The organism is Paenibacillus wuxiensis (assembly GCF_040195695.1).
GTDB lineage: Bacteria > Bacillota > Bacilli > Paenibacillales > Paenibacillaceae > Paenibacillus_B > Paenibacillus_B suaedae.
The window spans coordinates 447,783-469,959 of sequence record NZ_JBEFZI010000004.1 but is presented as its reverse complement, the minus strand read 5'-3'; the positions used below and the strand labels follow the sequence as shown (position 1 = coordinate 469,959).

Here is a 22,177-nt window from a genome sequence, read left to right as displayed (position 1 = left end):
CACCCTTTTCTAAGGAAATAACCGCATAGCTAGTCAGAATCATCCGTTTCCTCACTTGAGATATGCATAAACGCGGCCCGAATTCCATGTACATGAATACGGACCGCGTAAGTCAGATACTCTATCTTATTTCCCTGGCTGGTCGACTAATGATTGTGCAATCTTCACCATTTCAGCGGTCGGGAGGTCTGCGCTGACGATGCGATATTTAACGCCATCATACATCCATGTGAGCGCCTTTTGTTCCTCGCCCGACAACTGTCCGACCGTGAAGCCAAGATTCAAGCCTTCCCCAATTGGCAGCCCTGTCTCCATATCCTTCGGACGAGATTCCATAAGGGTGAAGTTATACGTTCCTGTATAGCGAATCACTACAGCATGCTCCTTGCTGTCTGGAATTGCCGGCTCATCCTTCTTCGCTACCCCCTCTGGCAAGTAGGATGGCTCAATAATTCCAAATGGCCCAAGCTCAGCTTCATCATTGCTGCGATCATTTGCTCCAGCATCAGAGCCTGTTGTCTCCGAACCTGTTCCTTCTGTCGTACCCGATGATGGCTCTGTGCTGTCTGGATGCTCAGAATTGTCAACTTGAGCATTCGTTTCCTTCGTTTCGCCTGTTGGAAGCTTATTTACCTCGACAGTCGTGTTTGGAAGCGCGGCGTTCTTCATGCTCGTCATATTGCGCTGCATATCGAAGGAATCCTGCTCGAACTTCTTGCCGAAGTCGAATTGATTGAACTTCATTTCCACAATGACCTTGGAATCTGAATCACTCACTTGTACTTGCTTCGGTGCATAGCTATCCTTGTTTAACCATATTTTCTGACGAACCAAAGAGTCAGTCTGATAATTAGCCGCCACTTCAAATACATAGTCTTCACCATCTGCTGTGAACTGGCGAGCATTGTCAGATAGGATGCTGCGTACTAACGTTTGATACAAGTACACTTGGCCTTGGTTCTCTGGCCAATCACTCTGGAAGCGGAAGATTTTATTCAAGCTTGGTGTCAGGACGAAGACGCCTTCCTTGTTGCGAAGCACAATTTGCGTAATATCCTTCTTCTCATTCTTTAGCTCAATCCGGTAGTACGACGGGTTCTGATACCATACCTCAACCCGGTATTCAAGCGGCTGTTGACCCGAGTGCAGTGTCATCGTGCCGATGCCTGCATAGCTTTCCAGTTTACTCATTACCTTGTCCAGATCTTGAACCACCGCGGTCGCATCCTTTTTGCCGCATCCAGCTACTAGGATTGCTACGCTCATCACGATGGCCAACACCCATGTGATCCGACGCATGAGATCATCCCCTCTGACATCAATATTCTTCGATTCGGTGTACTCCTCATCACTGATAACATGTCTATGTAGGAACTTGGACGATTATGCAGACTAGCATGACAAGCGTGACAAGTTATCTTTGTGAAATTTACACCCTCCGGTTCAAGGAATACACAAATTAGCGTCGAATATCATGAGAGGGAATCAAGATAAGAATATCATTGGATCGATTGCAGATTCAGGGAGTAGTGATTGACATACGATCTTGGACAAAAGTTATCTTATTTATTGTAGCTACCGCTTGCTTGACGCGGTTCATCCCGTTCTCAAGCTTCTTTCGCAATGTGGATACGTTAATTCACGAGCTGTCTCATGCCCTTATGACCCTAGTACTCTCAGGCAAAGTGATGTACATTCATTTATTCAGTAATCAGAGCGGCGTTACTTATTCTGCCTATACGTCGACGTGGAAGGCCATTCCGATCTCCCTTGCTGGATACATCGGCGCTTCATTATTTGCTGTACTGCTGTTCTATTTGTATGCTCGCAAGCAAGAAGCCGCTGGACTGATCGCTATCGCGTCCTTAGCGCTCATCAGCTTGATTCTATTTGTCCGTAATGGTTACGGGATGATGTGGTGCGCTGGCTTCGTCGTACTGACAGGCCTCATCTGGAAGTTCGCACCTCCGTGGCTTCGGAGCGGTTACTATTTACTAATTGCGTTCATTTGTCTCGTGGAATCGGTCATAAGTTCCGCATATCTTGTCTACTTGTCCATGAACATGCCACGTGGGGCAGGAGATGCTGCCAATCTCAGTCATGTTACCTATATTCCAGCCATCGTGTGGGCGCTGCTGTTTACCGCTATATCGCTATGGTGTGCAAGAATATCAATGGGCATCTTATTCCATGGCACTCGTAGAGGGAATCGGTAAACATTCCAATAAGATAGGAGCTGTCCAGCATGATGGGTTTCACCCATGTCGGACAGCTCCTTCGTTTATGTAATCGATGAGTTTTTTGTTCGCCTGAATGTAATATCTTTTGCACCGGGTTCTATATTGAGTGGGGCACTTAGCTGAATCACATTTCCTTCTTCATCGGCAACAAATTTTATATTCGCTGTTACCCCCAACATTTCTGAATGTATCGTGAATACATGCTCCCCAGTCTGACTCATTCGAAAACAGCCTAAATGAAAATCAGCCTGAAGTCCATTCTCCACGACTTGAACCTTTACGATTCCATATCCCGGATGATCATAGTGTCCTTCATACCTCTGGAGTGTAGTTGAAGAAACCAACACGGCCTCTCCTCTTGATGCAGCGTTTTCGGCTGCCATTTGTTTTCGTTGTGCTTCCCATTTGTGAATATCCTCACGGAGTTGTTCGCACCATTCAATAGGATCAAGATTCAAAAGCCTATCATAGACAGTCAATGCTAAAGATGTAGGAAGCATGGTACCTTGTCTGTTCGTCAGCAGAACAATGCCGATCCTTTCATCGGGTAGGAAAGAGATGTGCGAAGTAAATCCGTCGATGCCACCCCCATGCTGAAGCATGCGGTATCCACGATATGATTCGAATCCCCAACCTAAACCATAACTGCTTAGTGGAAATTCTCGCCTTCCATTTATCATTGGTGGGCAAGACATTTGCGGGGAATGTAAGATCGCAAGATTCCTCTCTGAAATAATTTGCTTCCCTTTGAACGTTCCTTTTTCAAGATGAGCAATCAACCAATTACTCATGTCCATGACTGTACTATTAATAGAACCAGCAGGCCCAATCGCATCGAAATTACGATACTCAACTTCTCGAAGCTGCCCCTCCTGTTCGATGTAGGGAACTCCCGCATTATCATGCAGCTTCAACTCATTCACGGAAAAGCCGCTCTCCTTCATTTCCAGCGGATTGAATATTCGCTCTTGAACAAGTTGTTCCCAATTACACTCCGCTACATGCCCTGCTAAATATCCAGCAGCCGTATACATAATATTGTTATACTGCCAAGTTGACCTGAAATCGACATTAGGCTCGAGGTATTTGATTCGCTTGATTATCTCCTCGCGAGTCAAGATAGAGCCGTACCACATATTATCATGCCGCGGCAAACCGGTACGATGACACAACATGTCTCGCAGCGTAATTCGCTCCGCTGCCATCGAATCGTACATATCAAAGTCGGGGAGATACGTGCGCACAGGTGTATCCCATTCAAGCTTCTCATCATCTACAAGCTGAGCGGCTACCATTGCTGTAAATGCTTTCGTACAGGAGCCAATGGCAAACATCGTATTTGGTGTAACAGGTAGCTTGCGTTCCACATCCCGATAACCGAATCCTTCTGCCATAATGATCTCTCCATCCTTCACAATGGCGAGTGCTAAGCCTGGGACGTTCCACATTTCCAATTGCTTTTTGACGAGAGTATGCAAGCCTTCCAATACGTACTGAGCATCCTTTGTCGTATGAACCATTGAGTTGGCACTCCTCTATTGAATCAATGTGGCGTCGTCTAGCATCTTGCCTCCAGACGCGCTGACAAGCTCCTCTACTACCTATTGTTGATGCGCACCCATTACTCACAGCAAATATTATCCAGAATAACCCATTGATAGCGAACGATGATTCTCTCACTACATAATCAATGGATCTTTTAGAACAACTGAGTATTCATTTCATAATTTTCTTCAACATACAAAAATCGCGGTTATTCATACCCTCTCCTCAGGAGAAAGAGATACGTGTCACCGCGATTTAGTAACGAATGCTAGTGTACTTTTTCTAATAAGCTCGCCCTCCTAGGAGCAGGCTGCAAGCTTAGCTAATGCCATGATGACTGCGCCATGCGCAGCATCTTTCTTCGGTGTAATGCAGTCCATATTGGGATAGTGTTCCTTGAGCATGGCTATGAAGGCATCCCGCACATTGCTGTTCTTCAGCAGCACGCTTCCTGCCATAGCAATCGTTCCTGACTGCAGAGACAGCTTCTCTACAACCGGGATAATAAGTTCACAGAGAGAACTTGCCGCCTTGTGAGCAATCTCCAGAGCCGCAGAATCGCCAAGCTCACATGCCTGCGATAATATCGGAGCAAGAGCTGCGATATCCTTCTTATTCGTCTGCTTGTCGTATACGAATCGAATCAATTGCTGCATAGACTCAATCCCCAACTGTTCCATAACCATATCTGTAATCGGCGTTGCAGGTATGCGTCCGTCGTGTGCCCGTACTACGATGGATAACAAGTCACGTCCGATGCTATAGCCACTGCCCTCATCATCGATGAGATGGCCGTAGCCGCCTGCGCGATGAGACTGACCCTCTTCATTTTTCCCATAACAAATGGAGCCCGTGCCAGCAATGAGAATGATGCCATATTCACGATCATGGGCGCCGTACAAGGCTGTCTCTTGATCGCCGGTAATGATCAGCCCACCTTCATATCCGCAATCGCGAACAATGGATTCCAACCGTGTTACGACCGTCGGGTTGCTGACTCCGGCTGCACCAATGCACACCTGCGCACAGTTGCCCAGCCCGCCGCATACGCTGGCGATCGTCTCAAATATTTCTTGCAAGCTTGCGCGCACACTCGCTTCATCCTGACCATTGATATTAATGGCTCCAGATGTGAAGGTATGCACGGCTGCTCCATGTTCGTCCGCTATCGTTACTGCCGTCTTCGTACCGCCGCCGTCTAAGCCCGCTACGTATGTCAACGTAAGCTCACATCCTTCATCTTCCTTGTAAAGAAAGATTTCTATTTATACAAATGATACTGCTGCTTCATGGTTCTGAATTCTCTGCTCTCTTCACGGAATTGCTCCAACATCGCTTCTACATCAAGAGATTCCTCACGATACAACTTGTCTCCGCAGAGCAAATCAATGAAAGGTCTGGAATTCTCCTTCACTGGCGGCAAGAAGGCGAACTGCTCATAATTGCGCTTAATAGTGAACATAAGCTTAACTCCCGCTTCAAACGGTTGCACCGCGCGATTGTCGAGCACATGGATCTGCACCCCGCCGCATTGCTCTCCTTCGAACTTCGAGAAGGATGGCTTGAAGTATACTGGACGGAATATAATGCCCGGCAGCTTCTGACGATTCATCTCGTCTGCCAGCTTCTCTGCCTCAATGAACGGTGCACCTATCATTTCGAATGGTGCTGTCGTTCCTCTGCCTTCTGATATATTCGTTCCCTCGAATACACAAGTCCCCGGGTACAACAGTGCTGAATCATAACGTGGCAATCCCAGAGACGGCATAACCCAAGGACGCTCCGTATCTGTGAACTGCATCGACCGCTCCCAGCCATCACAGCGTGCGACATGAAGCTTGCAGTTCCAATCCATTTGTTCGTTCGCCATCAGAGCGACCTCGCCTGCGGTCAAACCGTACCGAACCGCTAATGGATAGTTGCCGACGAAGGATTGATAGCCTGGTTTTAAGATATTCCCTTCAACCGTCATGCCATCAAGTGGGTTAATCCGATCCAGAACAACGAATTCCTTACCTGCCTTCGCGCAATCTTCCAGCGCGTACAGCATCGTATAAATAAACGTATAATAGCGTGCGCCAACATCTTGGATGTCGTATACAACCATATCCACTTCATCCAGCATTTCTTGACTGAGTCGCTTGGAATCCTTGCGATACAAGCTGTACACTGGAACGCCTGTAAATGGATCGATGTAAGTCTCAACCTGTGCCCCTGCAGCTAAGTCGCCACGAACGCCATGCTCCGGTGAGAACATCGCTACAAGATTGAAGTTGTCATGCATAATTTGAATCGTCGATTCGAATTGATTGTTCAATCCGGTCGGCGACGTAATGAGTCCAATTCGCTTGCCTTTGAATAGCTCCGTATATTCTCCAATACAATCAATACCGTTGCGGATCATAGATGCCTCCCTCTAAGTGCGCGCTCACTTGCCAATTTTACAACTCTGATTTTCGAACACACATTGTCTCTGCTGGAACCATGAACGTTTCCGCATATTGCTTCCGTGCCTCAATACCGCGGACCCGAGCCAGGTGCTTGTAGTATTCGAGATATGGGAATGACTTGCTGCCCGTTACGAACCAATGTAAGGACACTGCCTTCACCCACAAGTCGTAAGCTTCTTGCGAGAAGTCCACGTACACATAAGGCTTGTAGTCGACTGCATCCTCCCAATTTTCTGCATAATAGAGTGTAGAAGCGAAGAATGCAGGGAGTTCTCGCTCGAACGATGCCAGCCCAGCGAAGAAGCGTGCATCATTGACAATGCGATGGGTCGTCATATGATCCTTGTGCATGCTGTTCTTGAAATGCGTAATAATGATGTTCGGACGCACCTGACGAATGACATCGCAAACTCTCAAGCGCATTTCTTCATTATCCTTCAGTTCCCCGTCTGGGATTTCGAATACGATCGCTTCACCGCCGAGCATTTCCGCGAATGCCTTCGCTTCGTTCACCTTCTGCTCGCGATATTCCGCCATATCTTGTCCGGCTGGAACCCCACGTTCTCCTGCTGTCAAAGCCAAAGTGACAATACGGTCGCCCTTGAGTGCGTGGCTTGCCAATACACCGCCTGCCGTCAGCTCCATATCCCCCACATGTCCACCAATTGCTAGAATCGTTCGACGCTGCTCGCTCATACCTACAACTCCTTCCTCATAATTGAAAATGATTTGACTGTCTGGAAACCTGCCTTCTCGTAAATGCGAAGCGCAGGGTTGGTACTGCCTGTGAACAACGACATATATTCCGTTCCAATGCTGCGAAATGCTTCGCAAAGCTTGAAAAACAAAATGGTTCCAAGTCCATGTCCCTCATGTTGCGGGCTCACGCCAATGCCTGCAAAATATCCCCTACCGCTCTGCTGGCGAATGACCGGCCCTGCGAAGCCAACTGCTTCTCCTTGATAGGCTGCAATCACTACGGGAACACCGTTAGCAGCTGCTTGCTTAATCTCCCTGGTCCAAAATGGGTTGTGTAGTTCCTCTAGCATCGACTCAATCCCACGATGACGATTAAGGTCGTACAATTCAACCGCGTAGCCATCTGCTGCCGCTTTCAATTCTTTGTTCGCGATCTGCTCCGGAACTTCGAAGCTAGCCAATGGCAAATACATCGCTTGTTGAACCGCTCGCTCGAAGTAGCCATACTCCAGCAGATAATGATAGAATTCACTTCCGACAGGCACCCCAGGCGCATTGTTATGCTCATGCTGCGGTGTATTCGGAATATACCAAGGAAGCATCATTGGATTGAAGAACAGGATATCTGCCTGCTTCTTCCCAAGCTCACGGAAACGCCCCTCAACTGCATCCAGCATTCGTGTATAGTACTCGTCTGTACGGTAATTCCGAGACAAGACGATGCAGGTGATATATCCAGCATCATGACCTAGCGGCAGATCATCTCCCGTACAGCCGCAAGCGAAGCCCTGCACACCGCCTTCATCATCAAGCAGAACGAATGTGTTCTCCGAATCGAAGTATGGGTTAGAACAAAATATGTCATAGAAACTCGCTGCTGTAAGCTCTTTATATCCATCGCGAACTGCCTCTTCATTCCATAATGCGATAACGTCTTCCCTATATTTGTTGTCCCATTTGACAAGCATCGCAGGACCTCCAATTAAACATTAAACCTTCATCGCAGCGATGAAGGTTCAGGATTAGATTGCAGGACTATTAGCCTTTCACCGCACCTACGGTTACCCCTTGCAAGAAGTACTTCTGCAAGCTGAAGAAGAGAATAAACATAGGCAACGCTGAGATTGTAGCCCCTGCCATCATCGGCGCAAAGTAAGTCGTGTTGGCAAATCTGAAGTTTTTGAGGCCTACCTGAATCGTCTGCATATCCATCGTATTGGTAACCAAGAATGGCCAGAAGAACGTATTCCAGCTATCCATAAACGTCAGGATCGCCATTACCGCGAGTACTGTTTTAGACAAAGGCAAAATGATTTTGAAATACACTTGGAACTGGTTGCAACCTTCAATCTTCGCACATTCCAATACCTCATTTGGAATACTGCTCATGAACTGCTTCGAAAGGAAGATATTATATACAGTAACGAGACCAGGTAAAATCAAAGCGCTGTACGTATTTTGGATTTGGAAAATGTTAACGATTAAGATGTACAACGGCACTTGTGTTACCTGATACGGAATCATCATCGCAACGAGAAGCAATGTAAACAATGCTGTTCTGCCTTTGAACTTAATTTTGGAGAAGGCATAGCCAGCCATACTTGCAAAGAACACGTTTGATACCGTAACAACAGCCGCCACAAATAATGAGTTCAATAACCAGCGCAGTGAGTATTCACTGTAATCAAAGAAGAATTTATACGATTCAAAAGATATTTTGGTTGGGAAGAGCGAGTAGCTCATCGCCCCAGCTTCGACGGGATCCCCAAAGGAAGAAATAAGCATAAAATAAATAGGGAAGATCGTTGCCAAAGCAAATAGTAAAAGTATGAATATGATGGCAGCGTTTCTCGTATGTTTAGCCGCCGGATTTCCATTATGCGGATTGTAAAGTGACATCGTTGGCTTCTCCCCTTTCCTTAGTACTCCACGTCTTTACCCATAAATTTGAACTGAGCGAACGATATAATAGCGATAATTCCAGCCAACACGAGAGATTGCGCTGCAGCTTTACCGAATTCAAAGTATTTGAATGCGTTGTCAAAGATGAGCAATCCGACCATTGTTGTCGAGTTGTCTGGGCCGCCGCCTGTCATCAGATAAGCGTTCTGGAATACTTGGAAAGAGCCGATAACACCCGTTACCAACAAGAACAGCGTAGTTGGCTTCAAGCAAGGAATGACAATGTACCACAGCTTCTTCAGGAAAGAAGCGCCATCCAATTCTGCTGCCTCATAATAACTATCATCAATACCGAGCAATGCTGCCAAATAAATAATGATGCTTGTACCATGGCTTGCCAGCCAGGACATCAGAACCAAGGAGAACATTGAAGTCGCGCTTGATCCGAGCCAGTTCAAATTGCTGATGCCGAACAGCCCCAATAGCTGGTTCATAATCCCGGATTCCATTGGATCGAAGATCCACAGCCATACAACGGACATGGCAACGCCTGATGCAACAGCAGGCAAATAGTAAACAGCCTTGAACGTCGTCTGTAGCTTCTTGCTGAGCGGCAAGATGAGAATGGCTACCGCAAACGAGATCATCAATGCAACGGGAACCGTAAGTACCGTATACACAACCGTATTCTTAATTGACTTCCAAAAGAGCGGATCTTTAAAGGAAGAAATATAGTTATCGAATCCTACCCATGTAGATCCTAGCGGTTTATAATCCTGAAAACTAATAATAAAGGCACTTACTACCGGATATGCGGTAAAGACTGCGAATACAACCAATGCAACCGCGATAAACGCATATCCCCAACCGGAATCTCCTCTAATTTTCCGTTTCTTCAACGGCTTAGCTAATTGGGCCATAATGCGAAACCCCTTTCAATACGCAATGTCATAAACATTTCCGGATAGCCGTACGTCGTATCATACGGCTATCCGAAGCTGACTTCTTCTTAGTCCTTCACAATTCCGTCTTCACCGAATGCTGCAATGGCTGCCTCTTTCACAGCATCGTACATTTTCTCTGGTGTAATTTCATTTGCGATCAATGCTTGCAGCTTAGGTACTATCACTTCTGTTTCCAATTTAATTGCTTTTGCAGCCAGATCTGCTGGGATGTCTGGACGTGCAGGAGTTGCATGGCTAAGCAATTTTTCTACAGCCTTTTCATTGAACTCGTCTCTTTCGATTGGCATTTTTTCTGCTTCTTTTCTAGCCGATTCCGTAATGTGCGCTGCAAAGAGATCATTGTTCGTTGTTGCTGCTACTTTACCGCTTGCAAGGAAGTACGCAGCTTTTACTACGTTCGCTTTATGCTCAGCCGTTGGCTCATTCTTTCCACGGAATGTTACATAACCATCTACTGCAACTGCGGATTTCTGCTCTTGACCCAAGAAGGTTGGAACCGGAAGCACCGTATATTCGACCGGAATGCTGCCTTTTACTTCGCTGCCGTCTTTTTTCGCGATTTTTTCGTTGTTTTCTTTTGAATTGTTTTCGAAAGTAGCAAGACCTTTACCTGTAATCATCGTTTGCCCTGTCAGGAACATGTTCCAACGTTTTCCAGCGTCTACAGAGCTAAGTTCTTTCGGCATGGAGCCGTCATCAATAAGTACACGAATATCTTTCAACACTTCAAGGAAGTTCTTGCTTGTGTAAGCGTATTTCATGTCTTTATCGAAGAATGCAGGCATGCCTGCATTTTTAACCAGAATCCCCAAGTAATCCTTGGAAGCTACACCTGCTGTAGCGAATACAAAGCCATAGCGGGACGTCTTGTCGCCTTCCTTCACGACGCCCTTCTTCACAGCCTCACGGAACTCATCAAACGTCCAGCCGTCTTGCTGAACTTTCTTCCAATCGATTCCTGCCTTCTCCAAGAACTCTCTGTTACCGCCCAAGGCATGAACTTCCATATATGCCGGGAAGCCGTAAAGTCCGTTACCACTCTTCATGTATTCAAGCGGAATTTTGTCATAGTCTGCAATCATTTCGGGCGTTGCTACACCTGTCATATCCATTAGCATGCCTTGCTGGATATACTTTGGAATCCCTGCAGATGGGATGAATGCAATATCTGGCGGACTGCCCGCGTTAACTTGTGTATCAAGCTTCTGCGTCACATCTTCCCAGCTTGCTGGCTCAATCTTCAGCGTCAAGTCAGGGTACAACTCGCTAAATTCCTTCTCCATTTGCTTGAAGTTATCTTGGAACTTACCGGATACTGGTGGCAACAAAGCTGTAATTGTATCTTTTCCACCTTTGCCTCCGTTCGCCTGTTCTCCGGATTTTGCATCATTGGAACTTCCGCAAGCCGATAGCAAGGAAATTGCCAAGGTAAAAGCACAGATGGACGCCAATACACGCATTTTTTTTCTCATTGATAAAGCCCCCCTCAAGGATATCGAATGATTTCTATACCGCTTTTGTAAACGTGCCAATTGCTTTTTTCAAACTACCTTCACTCTGCTCTAATGCCCGTTCCGCTTCAGCTGCGTCAAGTCCTGTCTTAATCATCATGATGGCTAGTTTGCAGTTCATGGAAGCGCTTTCTAAATAGCTAGTCGCAGTCTTCGCATCAACGCCTGTAACCGCTTGGATAATCCGAACTGAACGGTCGCGCAACTTGATATTACTCGCTTTCAAGTCAACCATCAAGTTATTATAGGTCTTCCCAAGTTTAACCATTGTGCAAGTTGTCAGCATATTCAGTACCAACTTCTGGGCTGTACCCGCTTTCAATCTTGTCGATCCCATAATGACTTCCGGCCCTACAACAGGTGAGATGCATACATCGCAGACGCCCTCTAGTTTGGATTGCTTGTTATTCACTACGCCGATCGTCGCCGCACCAATTTCCCGCGCCTTTCTCAAGGCAGCAATTACGAATTGTGCGCTTCCGCTCGCTGTAATGCCAACAACCACATCCTTGTCCGTCACGCCGCATCTCTCGATTAATGCCATCCCCTCCTCTGCATCATCCTCGCAGCCTTCAACGGCCCATCTCAGTGCAGTGTCTCCCCCAGCGATATGTCCTTGCACTAGCGAAGGGTCAGTTCCGAAAGTGGGTGGACATTCTGAAGCGTCGAGGACGCCGAGTCTGCCGGAAGATCCAGCCCCGACATAGAACATTCTACCGCCATTTTTGAGCGCATTGTGCAGGGTGTCGACCGCTTTGGCAATTTGCGGAATCTCTGCTGCAACCGCTTGCGGAACTTTTGAATCCTGCTCATTCATGAGGCGCAGCATCTGATCGGTTGTGCACTCGTCTATCACTAATGTCTCTGGATTGATTTCTTCTGTCGTTAGACCCGCCAGATACTCATCCATAGCCATCCTCCTATCCTGTGTTGTATAACTTGCTTATATATCCATCTTAGACCTAAATGTCATCATGGTCAACAGTTTTTGAAATAAAATTTTATTATAAAATAAATTATTGTTGTTTTATTTTTATTTTTCAACAAAAAAAGACACCGGCGCACGTGCCCTGCCGATGTCTGCCATGTTGATCTGTCCTTCGTATCAACGATGCTTGCTGGCCAAAATATTATGTGTTTTCGTCAAATACTTCTTCACATTCTTATATTCCGCACTCGCTACTCCTGCAAAAAGAATATCGATAACCGTTAGCATTGCGATACGAGAGCCCATCGCACCGCTGCGAATCGTAACCTCAGGCGTGGATATGCTCAGCACGATATCGGCATTATCCGCCAGCTCGCTTTTCGTATACTTCGTTATCGCAATAATACAGGCGCCATTTTTCTTGGCGATTTCCAACGAATCCAGAATATCAATCGTGTCGCCTGAATTCGAGACAAAGATCGCCACATCGCCCTTATCGAGCAGTGTAGCCGCCGTTAACTGACTATGCCCGTCCGTATACGCATGGCACATTTTGTTGATACGCGAGAACTTCTGCTCCCCATCAATCGCAACGAGCCCTGATGCGCCAATACCGAAGAACACAACCCGATTGCTCTCGCGCAGCACCTGCACGGCACGGCCGATTTCTTTCCGGTCAATGACACAGAGCGTATCCTCGATGGATTTACTATTGTTGCGCGAAATATTAGAGATGATCGTATCTAAATCATCCCCTGGTTGAATGTCTGTATACTGATCCTTCTGCTCGTCATCCATCGATCCGATTGATGCGGAGATGCTGACGATAAAGCTGCGGTAGCCTGAATAGCCCATCGTCTTGCAGAAGCGAAGCACGGATGCATCGCTAGTCTTCGTCAGCTGCGCCAAGTTCTTGATCGACAAGTGCGGAATCTCTTCCAAGTTTGCGAGCACGTACTCAGCAACGATGCGTTCTACTGGCGTAAGACTATCCTTCATATCACGGATTTTGATCAAAATATTATCATGTATCGACATATGTCTATCCCTACTCGCCAAGAAATTTTATTTCGAAACAAAACTATCATTTTGGTATTATATTTTATTCTAGCTTGCATCTTGCCGGAATGCAATGACTTTCATCGCACAATTGTAAAATTTCCAAAAATTATACAGGGAATAGTTACAAAAAAAGGCAACAGCTTTTCAGCCATTGCCTTGTTCACGATCTATATTATTTCACGTAATAATGGAGCGGATAGGTGCGATATTGTGCCGGAGGCATTTTCTCGGTCGTGTAAAAGCCCGCTGGTGACTGCAGCAGATCCGGAATGCGATTGACCACCGTTGCACAGGTAAGCTCTACGGTGGCCGGGCACGAGATCTTAACCTCTGTCTTCGGCTCCCCCTTGATGATCCAGTCATTATGATCTACTTCATCCTCCGCATATACTTTGCCGATGCATTCTGTCACGATGACCGAGCCTTGATGGGTTACCGTAGTGACGACCGCGGACATACCCGTCGCGTCGCCGGCCGGAATCGTTCTGCCGAGTGTCGTCGAGTACAGATCTCTGTCATGCGTCATCGGAATCAACTGCTGATCCATCGACTTGATCGTCCAGCCGAACTGCGAGCACAGCCACTCATTGGCATTGCGCATGAAGGAAGGCAAGTCATTGTTGCTTGCAATCTTCTCTTCAAATTCCGCAAGCGTCAATCCCGCACCATGAACCTCTGCTAGTGCAATGCCGTACTCTTCCACGTTGTAGCTGGACATGCCTTCGATTCTCGTAATCTGATGCGTTGCCCCTGCCAATGTCGTGATCAAGCTGCCCCAGAATACATCCTGATATCCAGATCCCGTCAACGTGCAATTGTTGTCCTTCGCCAACCGATCTAATCGGTTCGTCAGCGCCGGAGAAGTAGTCCATGGATAGAAGGCCTCTTCGCATGTGCTGACGGCGTTCACTCCATAGCGCGCAGCAAGTTCGAATGCAGCATACGTATCGCTTAGCAAGCTCGTCGTCGCAATAATGCACACCTGCGCGTCACACTCCTTGAATACTTCCTCTGCATCCGAGCGAATTGGCACGTTCAGCTTCACGCCGAGTCCCGCTACTTCGCCAACGTCCTTGCCGACGACGTTCGGATTAAGATCGACTGCACCAACGATTTCAGCCCCTTTTTCATACAAATATCTCAAAAAGTAAATTCCCATTTTCCCGCAGCCATATTGAATCACTCTGATTTTTTCTCGCATGTGGACAGCCTCCTTAATGGATTGTTATTAATTTCACAATCTAATGTATCTGAAATACTTGTAGCTCCTATGTCCTCATCATAAACTCTATAGCAACTATAGAGTCAATCCCTTTTGTACGGGAATCTGCAATTTCATGAACATGTTGCGCTCCTCATGATGAAATACCGGCAGTTCAACTACGACTTCGCAAATGTAATCGCCTATGATGTCGTAATCAAGCTCGCGAACGTAGGCGAGCAGCTTATTAGCGCACTCCTGCTCATCGAAGAAACTGCTGCAATAGATGCACAAATAGTCGTGCTCGGGAATCCATTCAACCCCCTCTTGCATAGCAAAGTCATCATCGACAAATAGAAATATTTCCGTGGATACGAACTCACCTCGCTTCAACCTGTCCTTGCGTATCATTGAACCGACATTGCAGAAGTATGCCATCGGCAGGTGATTCACAATTGCCTGTGTTCGCAGCTCTCGCAATATATACTCATAGGATTCCAACGTGTTCTCATAGATATTGATGCCGCTGTCATAGCAAAAGATTTTGCGTGCAGGAATGTGCTCCAGCACAATATATCCGTCTTTGGGCGCTTGGATATACGTTTCATAATTGTTGATGCTTACATTAACTGCTCTCCTCATCTGCTCCAGTTCATTCATTTTCTGCTCAATTAGCGCCGCCTGCTTCCGCAGCATTGCAGGAATCGATTCGACCTCTTCATGATCGAGCCATGCCTTGATGCTGTCCAAGGACATTCCCAGATACTTCATATAGTTGATCATGTCCAATCTTGCGCACTGCTTGATTGCATAATACCGATAACCTGTGCTTTCTTCAATAAACTCAGGCTTCAAGAGACCGAGCTTGTCATAATACCGAAGTGTTTGTACAGAGGTATGATTCAGCTCGGCCATACGGCCGATAGATAGTTTCGTCATGACGGTGCACCTCAACTAGTAAGCTATTAAACGTATCTCTTCCTTTTCGCTTCATCATGTCGATTGTCCTTCTACGATCTCTACCGTTACAGCATTGGTTGTTAGCGTAAGACATTCCGTTTCTTTATCCTCCTCATGCCCACACCTTCAACGTATGCAAAAATAGTTCGACGATAGAAGGAGCAGCTGCAAGTGCCTCTGCATGCAGTTTCCACCTTTCTAATTCGCTAATTCATAAGAAAAGATTATATAAAAAAGGCGCTTTCCGCTTGGAAAGACGCCTGACTGAAATGACTGTATATGAAGATGAATGCTAATTTTATTGCTCCACGAACAATGGCACCTGAACAAAACCTTGTTCCGTCGTTTTGATGAGACCGATATCCGACAGACGGAGCTCGGGAACGACAACAAGCGCAAGCAGCGATAAAGTCATGAACGCATAGTTCATCGTGCAGCCTGCCTTGTTCAAAGCTTCGCTAACTGCCTTCGACTGTTCCGCCACTTGCTCGAACGACGCATTCGACATAAGGCCAGCAACGGGCAACGGCAAAGTTACGATTTCCGTCTCGGTAACGAGCGCGATACCGCCCTGCATATCGGCAACGACATTCGCTGCTTTCGCCATAAGCTCGTCGGAGTTGCCGATGACCATGACGTTATGACAATCATGTGCCACCGTCGAAGCCAACGCAGCCGGTTCCTGGAACCCTACACCGGATACGAAGCCTACTGCCTGCTTGCCCGTACCACGGTGGCGCTCGATCACGGCTAATTTACATAAATCCGCTTGATCTCGTAATGATGCGATTCCGTCTTCGACCTGCACAGACACAAGCAATTCCTTCGTGTCCACATGATTCTCCCTCACTTGAATCGAACGAGCAGTTGCAACACCTCCCGTAATCGGCGCTTGAATCACGAAGTCTTCTGCCTTTACCGGACGAGCCAAGTGTACGGAGCGAATCGCTGATTCGGGATAATGGAACTTTGGAAGTTCGACGACCATTTGACCATGCTCGGCGACTACTTGTCCGGCAGCAATCGTCATGATTACATTCACGTCGGAAATATGACCGTCCAGCATAATCATGTCCGCGAACGAACCCGGCGTAATCGAACCTACATCCCGCGCCACGCCAAATCGTTCTGCCGTATTAATGGTTGCCATCTGGAATGCCGTCACAGGACGCACTCCCTGCGCAATCGCATGGCGTACAACGAAATCCATATGTCCTTCATCTACTAGCGACTCTGGACTCCGATCGTCGGTGACGAGTATCATGCGGCGCGAGTCGATATTGTGCTCAGTATGGGCCTTGATTGACTCCGCAACGTCATGCCATGCGGAACCGCGTCTCATTTTCGCATACATGCCCAGCCGCACGCGTGCGATGACATCCTCCGCATTCACGCTTTCATGGCAACCGGTAATCCCGCTGGCGGCATATGCTGGCAATCGCCAGTCTTGAACAGGCCATGTATAGTGTCCATCAGCTACTCTGCCTGCGCGCAAGGCAGCTTGAATTTCCCCAATCATTTTGTCATCGCCGAATACGACGCCCGGGAAGTTCATGACTTCGCCAAGGGCAATCATGTCCGGGCCCCACGTAAAGGCTTCCGCTACCTCGGCCGGTCCAATCGAAGCGCCTGCCGTCTCCAGCTCTGGGCCGGTAGAAGGCACGCAGGAAGCGACCTGCATGTAAGCGGCGAGTGGAGTCGTTCTCGCTTCATCAAGCATAAGCTTCAATCCCGGAAGTCCGAGAACGTTCGTAATCTCATGCGCGTCGAAAAAGCCGCCTGTTGTCCCTTTTGGCAATACAGCTCTTGCAAATTGCGTTGGCGTAATCTGGCTGCTCTCAATATGGCAATGCCCGTCAAGCAGTCCGGGCGCTACATAACGGCCCTGTGCATCAATAACTTTCGTCGTGTCTCCGATAAGATGACTTGCATCCTTGCCTACAAATGCAATCCTTGAACCTTGTACACCGATGGACATATCGTCCAATATTTCTCCAGAAGTCACATTGACCAGCTTGGCATGCTGAATGACAAGCGTCGCTTTCTTATCTCCTCTTGCCGTTGCTACGAGGTCAGGCACGCATTCTGCTAGATGCGGTCTTGCAAAGAGTGATGCGGATCCCATTATGTCGATGTCTCCTTTGTAAGAAAAATATGGTTATACATGATGCCATCCTCCCATTATAGGTGATTGGGAAAATATTCTCTACAAGAAAAGGCCGCAGCTAAGCTGCGGCCTACTTCCATTTACTATGATTAGCTTGTTAATCAGGGTTCACTATAATCACATCTGCCTAACTTTTATTTCACTGACTGTTGTCCTGCAATACGGCCAAATGTAATGGCGTCCGCAACCGCGTTGCCGCCGAGACGGTTCTTGCCGTGGATGACACCTGTTACTTCACCTGCTGCGAACAAGCCTGGGATCGGTTGTCCCTTCTCATTCAATACTTGAGTCGTCTTGTTGATCACCACGCCACCCATCGTATGGTGAACGGATGGAACTGCTTTTTCAATATAATAAGGGCCCTTGCTCATGTCCTTCAGGCCAGCACGATGATGGAAGTCCTTATCGTCTCCTGCTTTTGCGAAGCCGTTGACCCGCTCAATTGTTGCCTTCAATGCAGCCGGATCGATGTTGAAGAACTTTGCAGCGTCTTCAAGCGTGTCCGCTTTATACAGCATGCCTTCCTTCACGAGCGCATCGTATTCGTCCTTGTGCACCTCGTGCGTTTTGCTAATATTCGCAATATCTTCGTTCCACAGTTGGTAAGCGTATTTTCCCTCTTGCGCCAAAATTGCCTTAGAAATTACGTCGCGGCGTTCAAGTTCTTCAACAAACCGCTTACCGCTTTGGTTCACAAGGATTGCGCCATCGAAGCGGCTGTCCGCTACGAGTGAAATAACACCTGTTACTGGATCGCAGACCGGATACGTTTGAATGCTCTCCATGTTCGTTAATGCTGCCCCTACATCCTGAGCCATCACGATACCGTCACCTGTAGAGCCAGGAGCATCTGTTGTCATGTATTTCTCGTCATACTCCGGATTATATTTCTTACGCATTTCTACATTGGAGCCAAAGCCGCCGGATGCAATGATAACGCCCTTGTTCGCATGGAATGTCAGCTTGCTTCCTTTAGCGCCTGTTGCTTCTACGCCGATTACTTTGCCAGAGCTGTCTGTGAGCAGTTTTTCCACTTTCGTATCTGTCTTCAGCGGAATGCCAGCCCCATCCAAATGCTTCTTCAGCTTCGTAATCAGCTCTGCCCCTGTATGTCCCTGTGGAATAAGCGCGCGCTTCACGGAGTGTCCACCGAACTGGAAGAGATGATCCGGCAAAAATTCAACCTTGATCTCATCCTTCAGCCATTCTGCTGCTTGGGTCGCATTCTCAGCCATCGTGCGCACCATCTCTGGATCACCGACGTTGTCGCCGCCCTTCAGCGTATCCTTAATAAACAATTCGACATCATCTTTAATGCCAAGTTTCTGTTGAACCCATGTGTTCGCTGCGTTCATTTCCCCGCCGGAAATCAATGTGTTGCCGCCAACGGTTGGCATCTTCTCCAACAGAACGACAGTAGCCCCTGCCTTCTTCGCTTCAATTGCCGCACTGAATCCCGCTCCGCCTGCACCAACCACAACGATGTCATAGGTTTGTTCCGCAGGCTCCTCGGATTTATTGGAGGAATCGGCCTTCTTCGCGATGAGCGTAATTCCGGCTTTAGATACAGCATCTTGGACTGCATCAATGAAGCCATGACTCGTCATGCTGGAGCCGCTGATTGCATCTACTTCAGCCGTATTGGTGGTGATCATATTTTCTTTCAGCTGTTTATATACAGGCTCGGCCAGAACTTCGTTCTCCTTCTGTTCGAGTACCTTAATATCCGTAATTTCATTATTGTCGAATGTAACCTCTACCTTGATCGCACCGTGCTTGCCATCACCTTCCCCGACAGATGTAATGGTCTTGCCTTGTTCCTGCTGTGCGGCTCCTTGCGATTCCTTGCCACTTCCATTGCCACAAGCTGCTACCATTACAATAAGACATAAAATGAGCAGCCAAGTTCCAGCCTTACGAATGCTCTTCATGTTGTTATACCCCTCGTCTGTATATACTGGTTGTCCGCTGCGCATGCGGAAGATGTACCGTACATAGATAAGAGTAGCATATATTTGTAATGTTAAAAGTGAAAGTTATCACTTTCACCTAGTATATCTTTTATTTTCATTATTTTAGAAATAGACTTTGCTTCATGTACTCCGATTGCAGCAGTCCCATATGGATAATATCGTGCCAAGCTCCATTACGGAATAAGGCCTCTTTTATAACCCCCTCTTGCTTGAAGCCTATTTTTGAGTACAGCCTAATCGCTCTCTCGTTAAAATCGAACACCCGTAAGGACAATCGATGCAAATTCAACTCATTGAAGGCATAGTGCAGCAAAATCTGCAATGCTTCCTGACCGTACCCTTTCCCCCAATAATCCGGTTCGCCGATATCGATAATCAGCTCCGCATTGCGATTTTTGTAATCGATTGAAATGAGCGACATGATTCCGATGGGCGTATCCGTGTCTGCGTCACCAATGATATACGATTTCGAACTCGAAGATCCAAGTATAACAGTGCGAACAAAAGCATCAGTATCCTCAGGAGCATATAAATCCATATGCGGATTCGTTGTCTCCATCACCCTTGCATCGTTTCTCCAGCTATGATATACCTGTGCATCCTGCTCCGTCATTTTGCGCAATCGGATTCTTTCTGTTGTGAACATAGGAATGCCTCCCTGCTTCTCTCTTGTTTAGAAAACTAATAATAATTGCTTTATCCCTATTATCAGCCTTGCAAAAAGAGGAAAAAAGGGTATAATCCTTGCTTACATGTCCCCTTTTAGTGAGGTGAGTCAATTGCTTCAACTGGATTATTTATCATTGCGCGCCTATCTCTACGAGCGTGAACATGAGCGTATCGCAGTGCTGCGGCTGCAAGAACTGGAGAATGTATGGCATTGCAGCCGGAAAAATGCTAAACGAAAGCTACTTAAGCTGGTATCTGAGTATGGTTGTACTTACATTCCCGGACGCGGCAGAGGAAATCAATCCGAGATTTGCTTCGTTACGGATTTTTATGAGGATCTGCTTGATTTCATCCAACTCTGTCTTCAGCAACAGGACATGGAGCAGTTGCTCCAAGTGCTTCAGCTTCCTTTTCCAAGGCAGTGGATCGGTGATTTGCAAAAGCCTATACAAGAGCAGTTGGGGCTGCAGCCTGCAACAGTAGGCAAGGATGTGTTACATGCAATTACGACCTTTCCGGTAACGAATCTTGATCCTGCGTTCGTATCGATCACCTATGATTCAATGCTTGCCTCGTTGATCGGGGATACACTGCTCCGTTATGATGCCAATCAGAATGAGCTTGTGCCTCATTTGGCTATTGGGTGGGAGGTCGATGAGCAGGGGTTAATATGGACGATGTATTTGCGAAAACAGGTATGGTTCCATCACCATCGCGCTTTGACGAGTCGGGACGTCAAGTTCAGCATGGAGAGGCTCATGCATTCAGCCTGTCCCAACCGATGGCTTGCCCGGGATATCGCATCTATAGATTGTCCTTCGCCACTCGTGGCTCGGATTATACTACATCGCTCGAATCCTTTGTTTGGACGCTATCTAGCATCAACACCGATGATCATCCTCCCCGAAGATGGTGAGAATACGGACAGCTTCTTTATCGGCACAGGGCCATATCGAATTGTATCCTGCCAGCAGAATCGAGTTGTACTGCATGCATTTGATTCGTATTTTCGCGAGCGCGCTTATATGGATGAAATTCATTGTTGGCAAATGCCCCCGGAACGGGCACATCTTATCCAATATGACATCCCTAGCACTGGAACAGCTCCGTTCAATTCGGCATATGATCGTCCCACGGAACTTGGATATCGGTTTGCTATGTTTAATTCAAAGCACTCTTCTACCATGCAGGATCGCATGTTGCGGAAAGCGTTGAACGAATTGCTGGACATGGAAACCATGTGGAAGGAGTTAGGCAGAACTGGGCTTATCCCAGCCTCTCATTTTTTCCCATGGAGAAGCACACTGATCAGGAAAAGTCTAACAGAGGCAAAAAGATGGCTAGCCTCCAGCATATATAGCGGCGAAAAGCTGCGGCTATATATGCTGGATATCCCAGAGGCATGGGAGGAAGCAGAATGGATTCAACAAAGGGCGCTCAGTATCGGGATCCATATCGAACTTCATCCCTACTCCTTTAACGATGTCCATGATTCGACGAACGATCCGCACATGGATATCATCCTGTCCGGTGAGGTATCATCACTGGATCCGCATCTGTCAGTGCTTGCTGCTTTCCGTAGCGATGCATTGGCTTTCAGTCGTTATTTGAGCAATGAACAGCTCGAATGGATTGATTCCCAATTCGTTTTGTTCCAACATGAAAATGCGGAGGAGAGAGAAAGACTAATTGATCGCATTGTCCAATACGTAGTTGATGAAGCCTGCATTGGTTTCATGCATCATCCGCAGCACGTGCGCCCCATTCATCCGATGCTGCAGCATGTTCAATATGATTCATTTGGATTTGCTGACCTGTATAAATTATGGACTCCACCGTTAAAAAATTAATATAACCAACAGGAGCGCAATGTGCTTTGTCTTATTTTGTGCATGCTGGCTCCTG

Annotated in this window: 18 protein-coding genes; 2 read left to right on the top strand and 16 right to left on the bottom strand. The window is 47.1% G+C overall.

What is annotated here, in order from left to right; translation table 11 throughout:
• Nucleotides 1-126 precede the first annotated feature (126 nt).
• A complete protein-coding gene (locus ABN764_RS11095) occupies nucleotides 127-1,299 on the bottom strand; it encodes a LolA family protein (protein ID WP_142545757.1) in 1,173 nt (390 codons plus the stop codon).
• 239 nt (nucleotides 1,300-1,538) lie between these two features.
• Here ABN764_RS11095 and ABN764_RS11090 point away from each other — a divergent pair, with 239 nt between their 5' ends.
• On the top strand, nucleotides 1,539-2,216 hold the full coding sequence (locus ABN764_RS11090) for a M50 family metallopeptidase (RefSeq protein WP_446671978.1): 678 nt from the start codon (nucleotides 1,539-1,541) through the stop codon (nucleotides 2,214-2,216).
• Nucleotides 2,217-2,281: 65 nt separating this feature from the next.
• Here ABN764_RS11090 and ABN764_RS11085 read toward each other — a convergent pair whose 3' ends face one another.
• The 15 genes from ABN764_RS11085 to ABN764_RS11015 all read right to left on the bottom strand — a co-directional run bounded on the left by ABN764_RS11085 (nucleotide 2,282) and on the right by ABN764_RS11015 (nucleotide 20,249).
• Nucleotides 2,282-3,760, bottom strand: coding sequence for a serine hydrolase (locus ABN764_RS11085; protein ID WP_446671903.1), 1,479 nt, complete (start codon nucleotides 3,758-3,760; stop codon nucleotides 2,282-2,284).
• A gap of 324 nt (nucleotides 3,761-4,084) precedes the next feature.
• Nucleotides 4,085-5,005, bottom strand: coding sequence for an N-acetylglucosamine kinase (locus ABN764_RS11080; protein WP_446671902.1), 921 nt, complete (start codon nucleotides 5,003-5,005; stop codon nucleotides 4,085-4,087).
• Nucleotides 5,006-5,046: 41 nt separating this feature from the next.
• Nucleotides 5,047-6,189 carry an exo-beta-N-acetylmuramidase NamZ family protein gene (locus ABN764_RS11075; RefSeq protein ID WP_446671901.1) on the bottom strand — a complete coding sequence of 381 codons (1,143 nt, stop codon included), beginning with the start codon at nucleotides 6,187-6,189 and terminating at the stop codon, nucleotides 5,047-5,049.
• Nucleotides 6,190-6,226: 37 nt separating this feature from the next.
• Nucleotides 6,227-6,931, bottom strand: a complete 705-nt coding sequence (locus ABN764_RS11070; protein ID WP_021254418.1) for a PIG-L deacetylase family protein — start codon at nucleotides 6,929-6,931, stop codon at nucleotides 6,227-6,229.
• Nucleotides 6,932-6,933: 2 nt separating this feature from the next.
• Nucleotides 6,934-7,902, bottom strand: coding sequence for a GNAT family N-acetyltransferase (locus ABN764_RS11065; RefSeq protein WP_446671900.1), 969 nt, complete (start codon nucleotides 7,900-7,902; stop codon nucleotides 6,934-6,936).
• 70 nt (nucleotides 7,903-7,972) lie between these two features.
• Nucleotides 7,973-8,833: a carbohydrate ABC transporter permease gene (locus ABN764_RS11060; protein WP_174809722.1), complete on the bottom strand. Its 861-nt coding sequence runs from the start codon at nucleotides 8,831-8,833 to the stop codon at nucleotides 7,973-7,975.
• Nucleotides 8,834-8,853: 20 nt separating this feature from the next.
• The gene (locus ABN764_RS11055) at nucleotides 8,854-9,756 is read right to left on the bottom strand and encodes a carbohydrate ABC transporter permease (RefSeq protein WP_044353459.1); all 903 of its coding nucleotides are present in this window, start codon (nucleotides 9,754-9,756) and stop codon (nucleotides 8,854-8,856) included.
• A gap of 89 nt (nucleotides 9,757-9,845) precedes the next feature.
• A complete protein-coding gene (locus tag ABN764_RS11050; RefSeq protein WP_065291381.1) occupies nucleotides 9,846-11,273 on the bottom strand; it encodes an ABC transporter substrate-binding protein in 1,428 nt (475 codons plus the stop codon).
• Between the two features lie 34 nt (nucleotides 11,274-11,307).
• Nucleotides 11,308-12,222 carry an N-acetylmuramic acid 6-phosphate etherase gene (gene murQ, locus ABN764_RS11045; RefSeq protein ID WP_446671899.1) on the bottom strand — a complete coding sequence of 305 codons (915 nt, stop codon included), beginning with the start codon at nucleotides 12,220-12,222 and terminating at the stop codon, nucleotides 11,308-11,310.
• 195 nt (nucleotides 12,223-12,417) lie between these two features.
• Nucleotides 12,418-13,278 (bottom strand): MurR/RpiR family transcriptional regulator, encoded by an 861-nt coding sequence (locus tag ABN764_RS11040; protein WP_021254307.1) that lies wholly within the window; start codon nucleotides 13,276-13,278, stop codon nucleotides 12,418-12,420.
• Nucleotides 13,279-13,474: 196 nt separating this feature from the next.
• Entirely contained in the window at nucleotides 13,475-14,503 is a 1,029-nt protein-coding gene (locus ABN764_RS11035; RefSeq protein ID WP_446671898.1) for an NAD(P)H-dependent amine dehydrogenase family protein, read from the bottom strand.
• 96 nt (nucleotides 14,504-14,599) lie between these two features.
• Complete coding sequence (locus tag ABN764_RS11030; protein ID WP_446671897.1) at nucleotides 14,600-15,442, bottom strand: MerR family transcriptional regulator; 843 nt, start codon at nucleotides 15,440-15,442, stop codon at nucleotides 14,600-14,602.
• A 319-nt stretch (nucleotides 15,443-15,761) separates the two neighbouring features.
• On the bottom strand, nucleotides 15,762-17,588 hold the full coding sequence (locus ABN764_RS11025) for an adenine deaminase (protein WP_446671896.1): 1,827 nt from the start codon (nucleotides 17,586-17,588) through the stop codon (nucleotides 15,762-15,764).
• A gap of 176 nt (nucleotides 17,589-17,764) precedes the next feature.
• Nucleotides 17,765-19,561 (bottom strand): flavocytochrome c, encoded by a 1,797-nt coding sequence (locus ABN764_RS11020; protein ID WP_268623643.1) that lies wholly within the window; start codon nucleotides 19,559-19,561, stop codon nucleotides 17,765-17,767.
• A gap of 139 nt (nucleotides 19,562-19,700) precedes the next feature.
• Nucleotides 19,701-20,249, bottom strand: coding sequence for a GNAT family N-acetyltransferase (locus ABN764_RS11015; protein WP_446671895.1), 549 nt, complete (start codon nucleotides 20,247-20,249; stop codon nucleotides 19,701-19,703).
• A gap of 133 nt (nucleotides 20,250-20,382) precedes the next feature.
• On the opposite strand from ABN764_RS11015, the gene ABN764_RS11010 reads away from it, so the two are divergent.
• Nucleotides 20,383-22,122 carry an ABC transporter substrate-binding protein gene (locus ABN764_RS11010; protein WP_446671894.1) on the top strand — a complete coding sequence of 580 codons (1,740 nt, stop codon included), beginning with the start codon at nucleotides 20,383-20,385 and terminating at the stop codon, nucleotides 22,120-22,122.
• The last annotated feature ends 55 nt before the right edge of the window (nucleotides 22,123-22,177 follow it).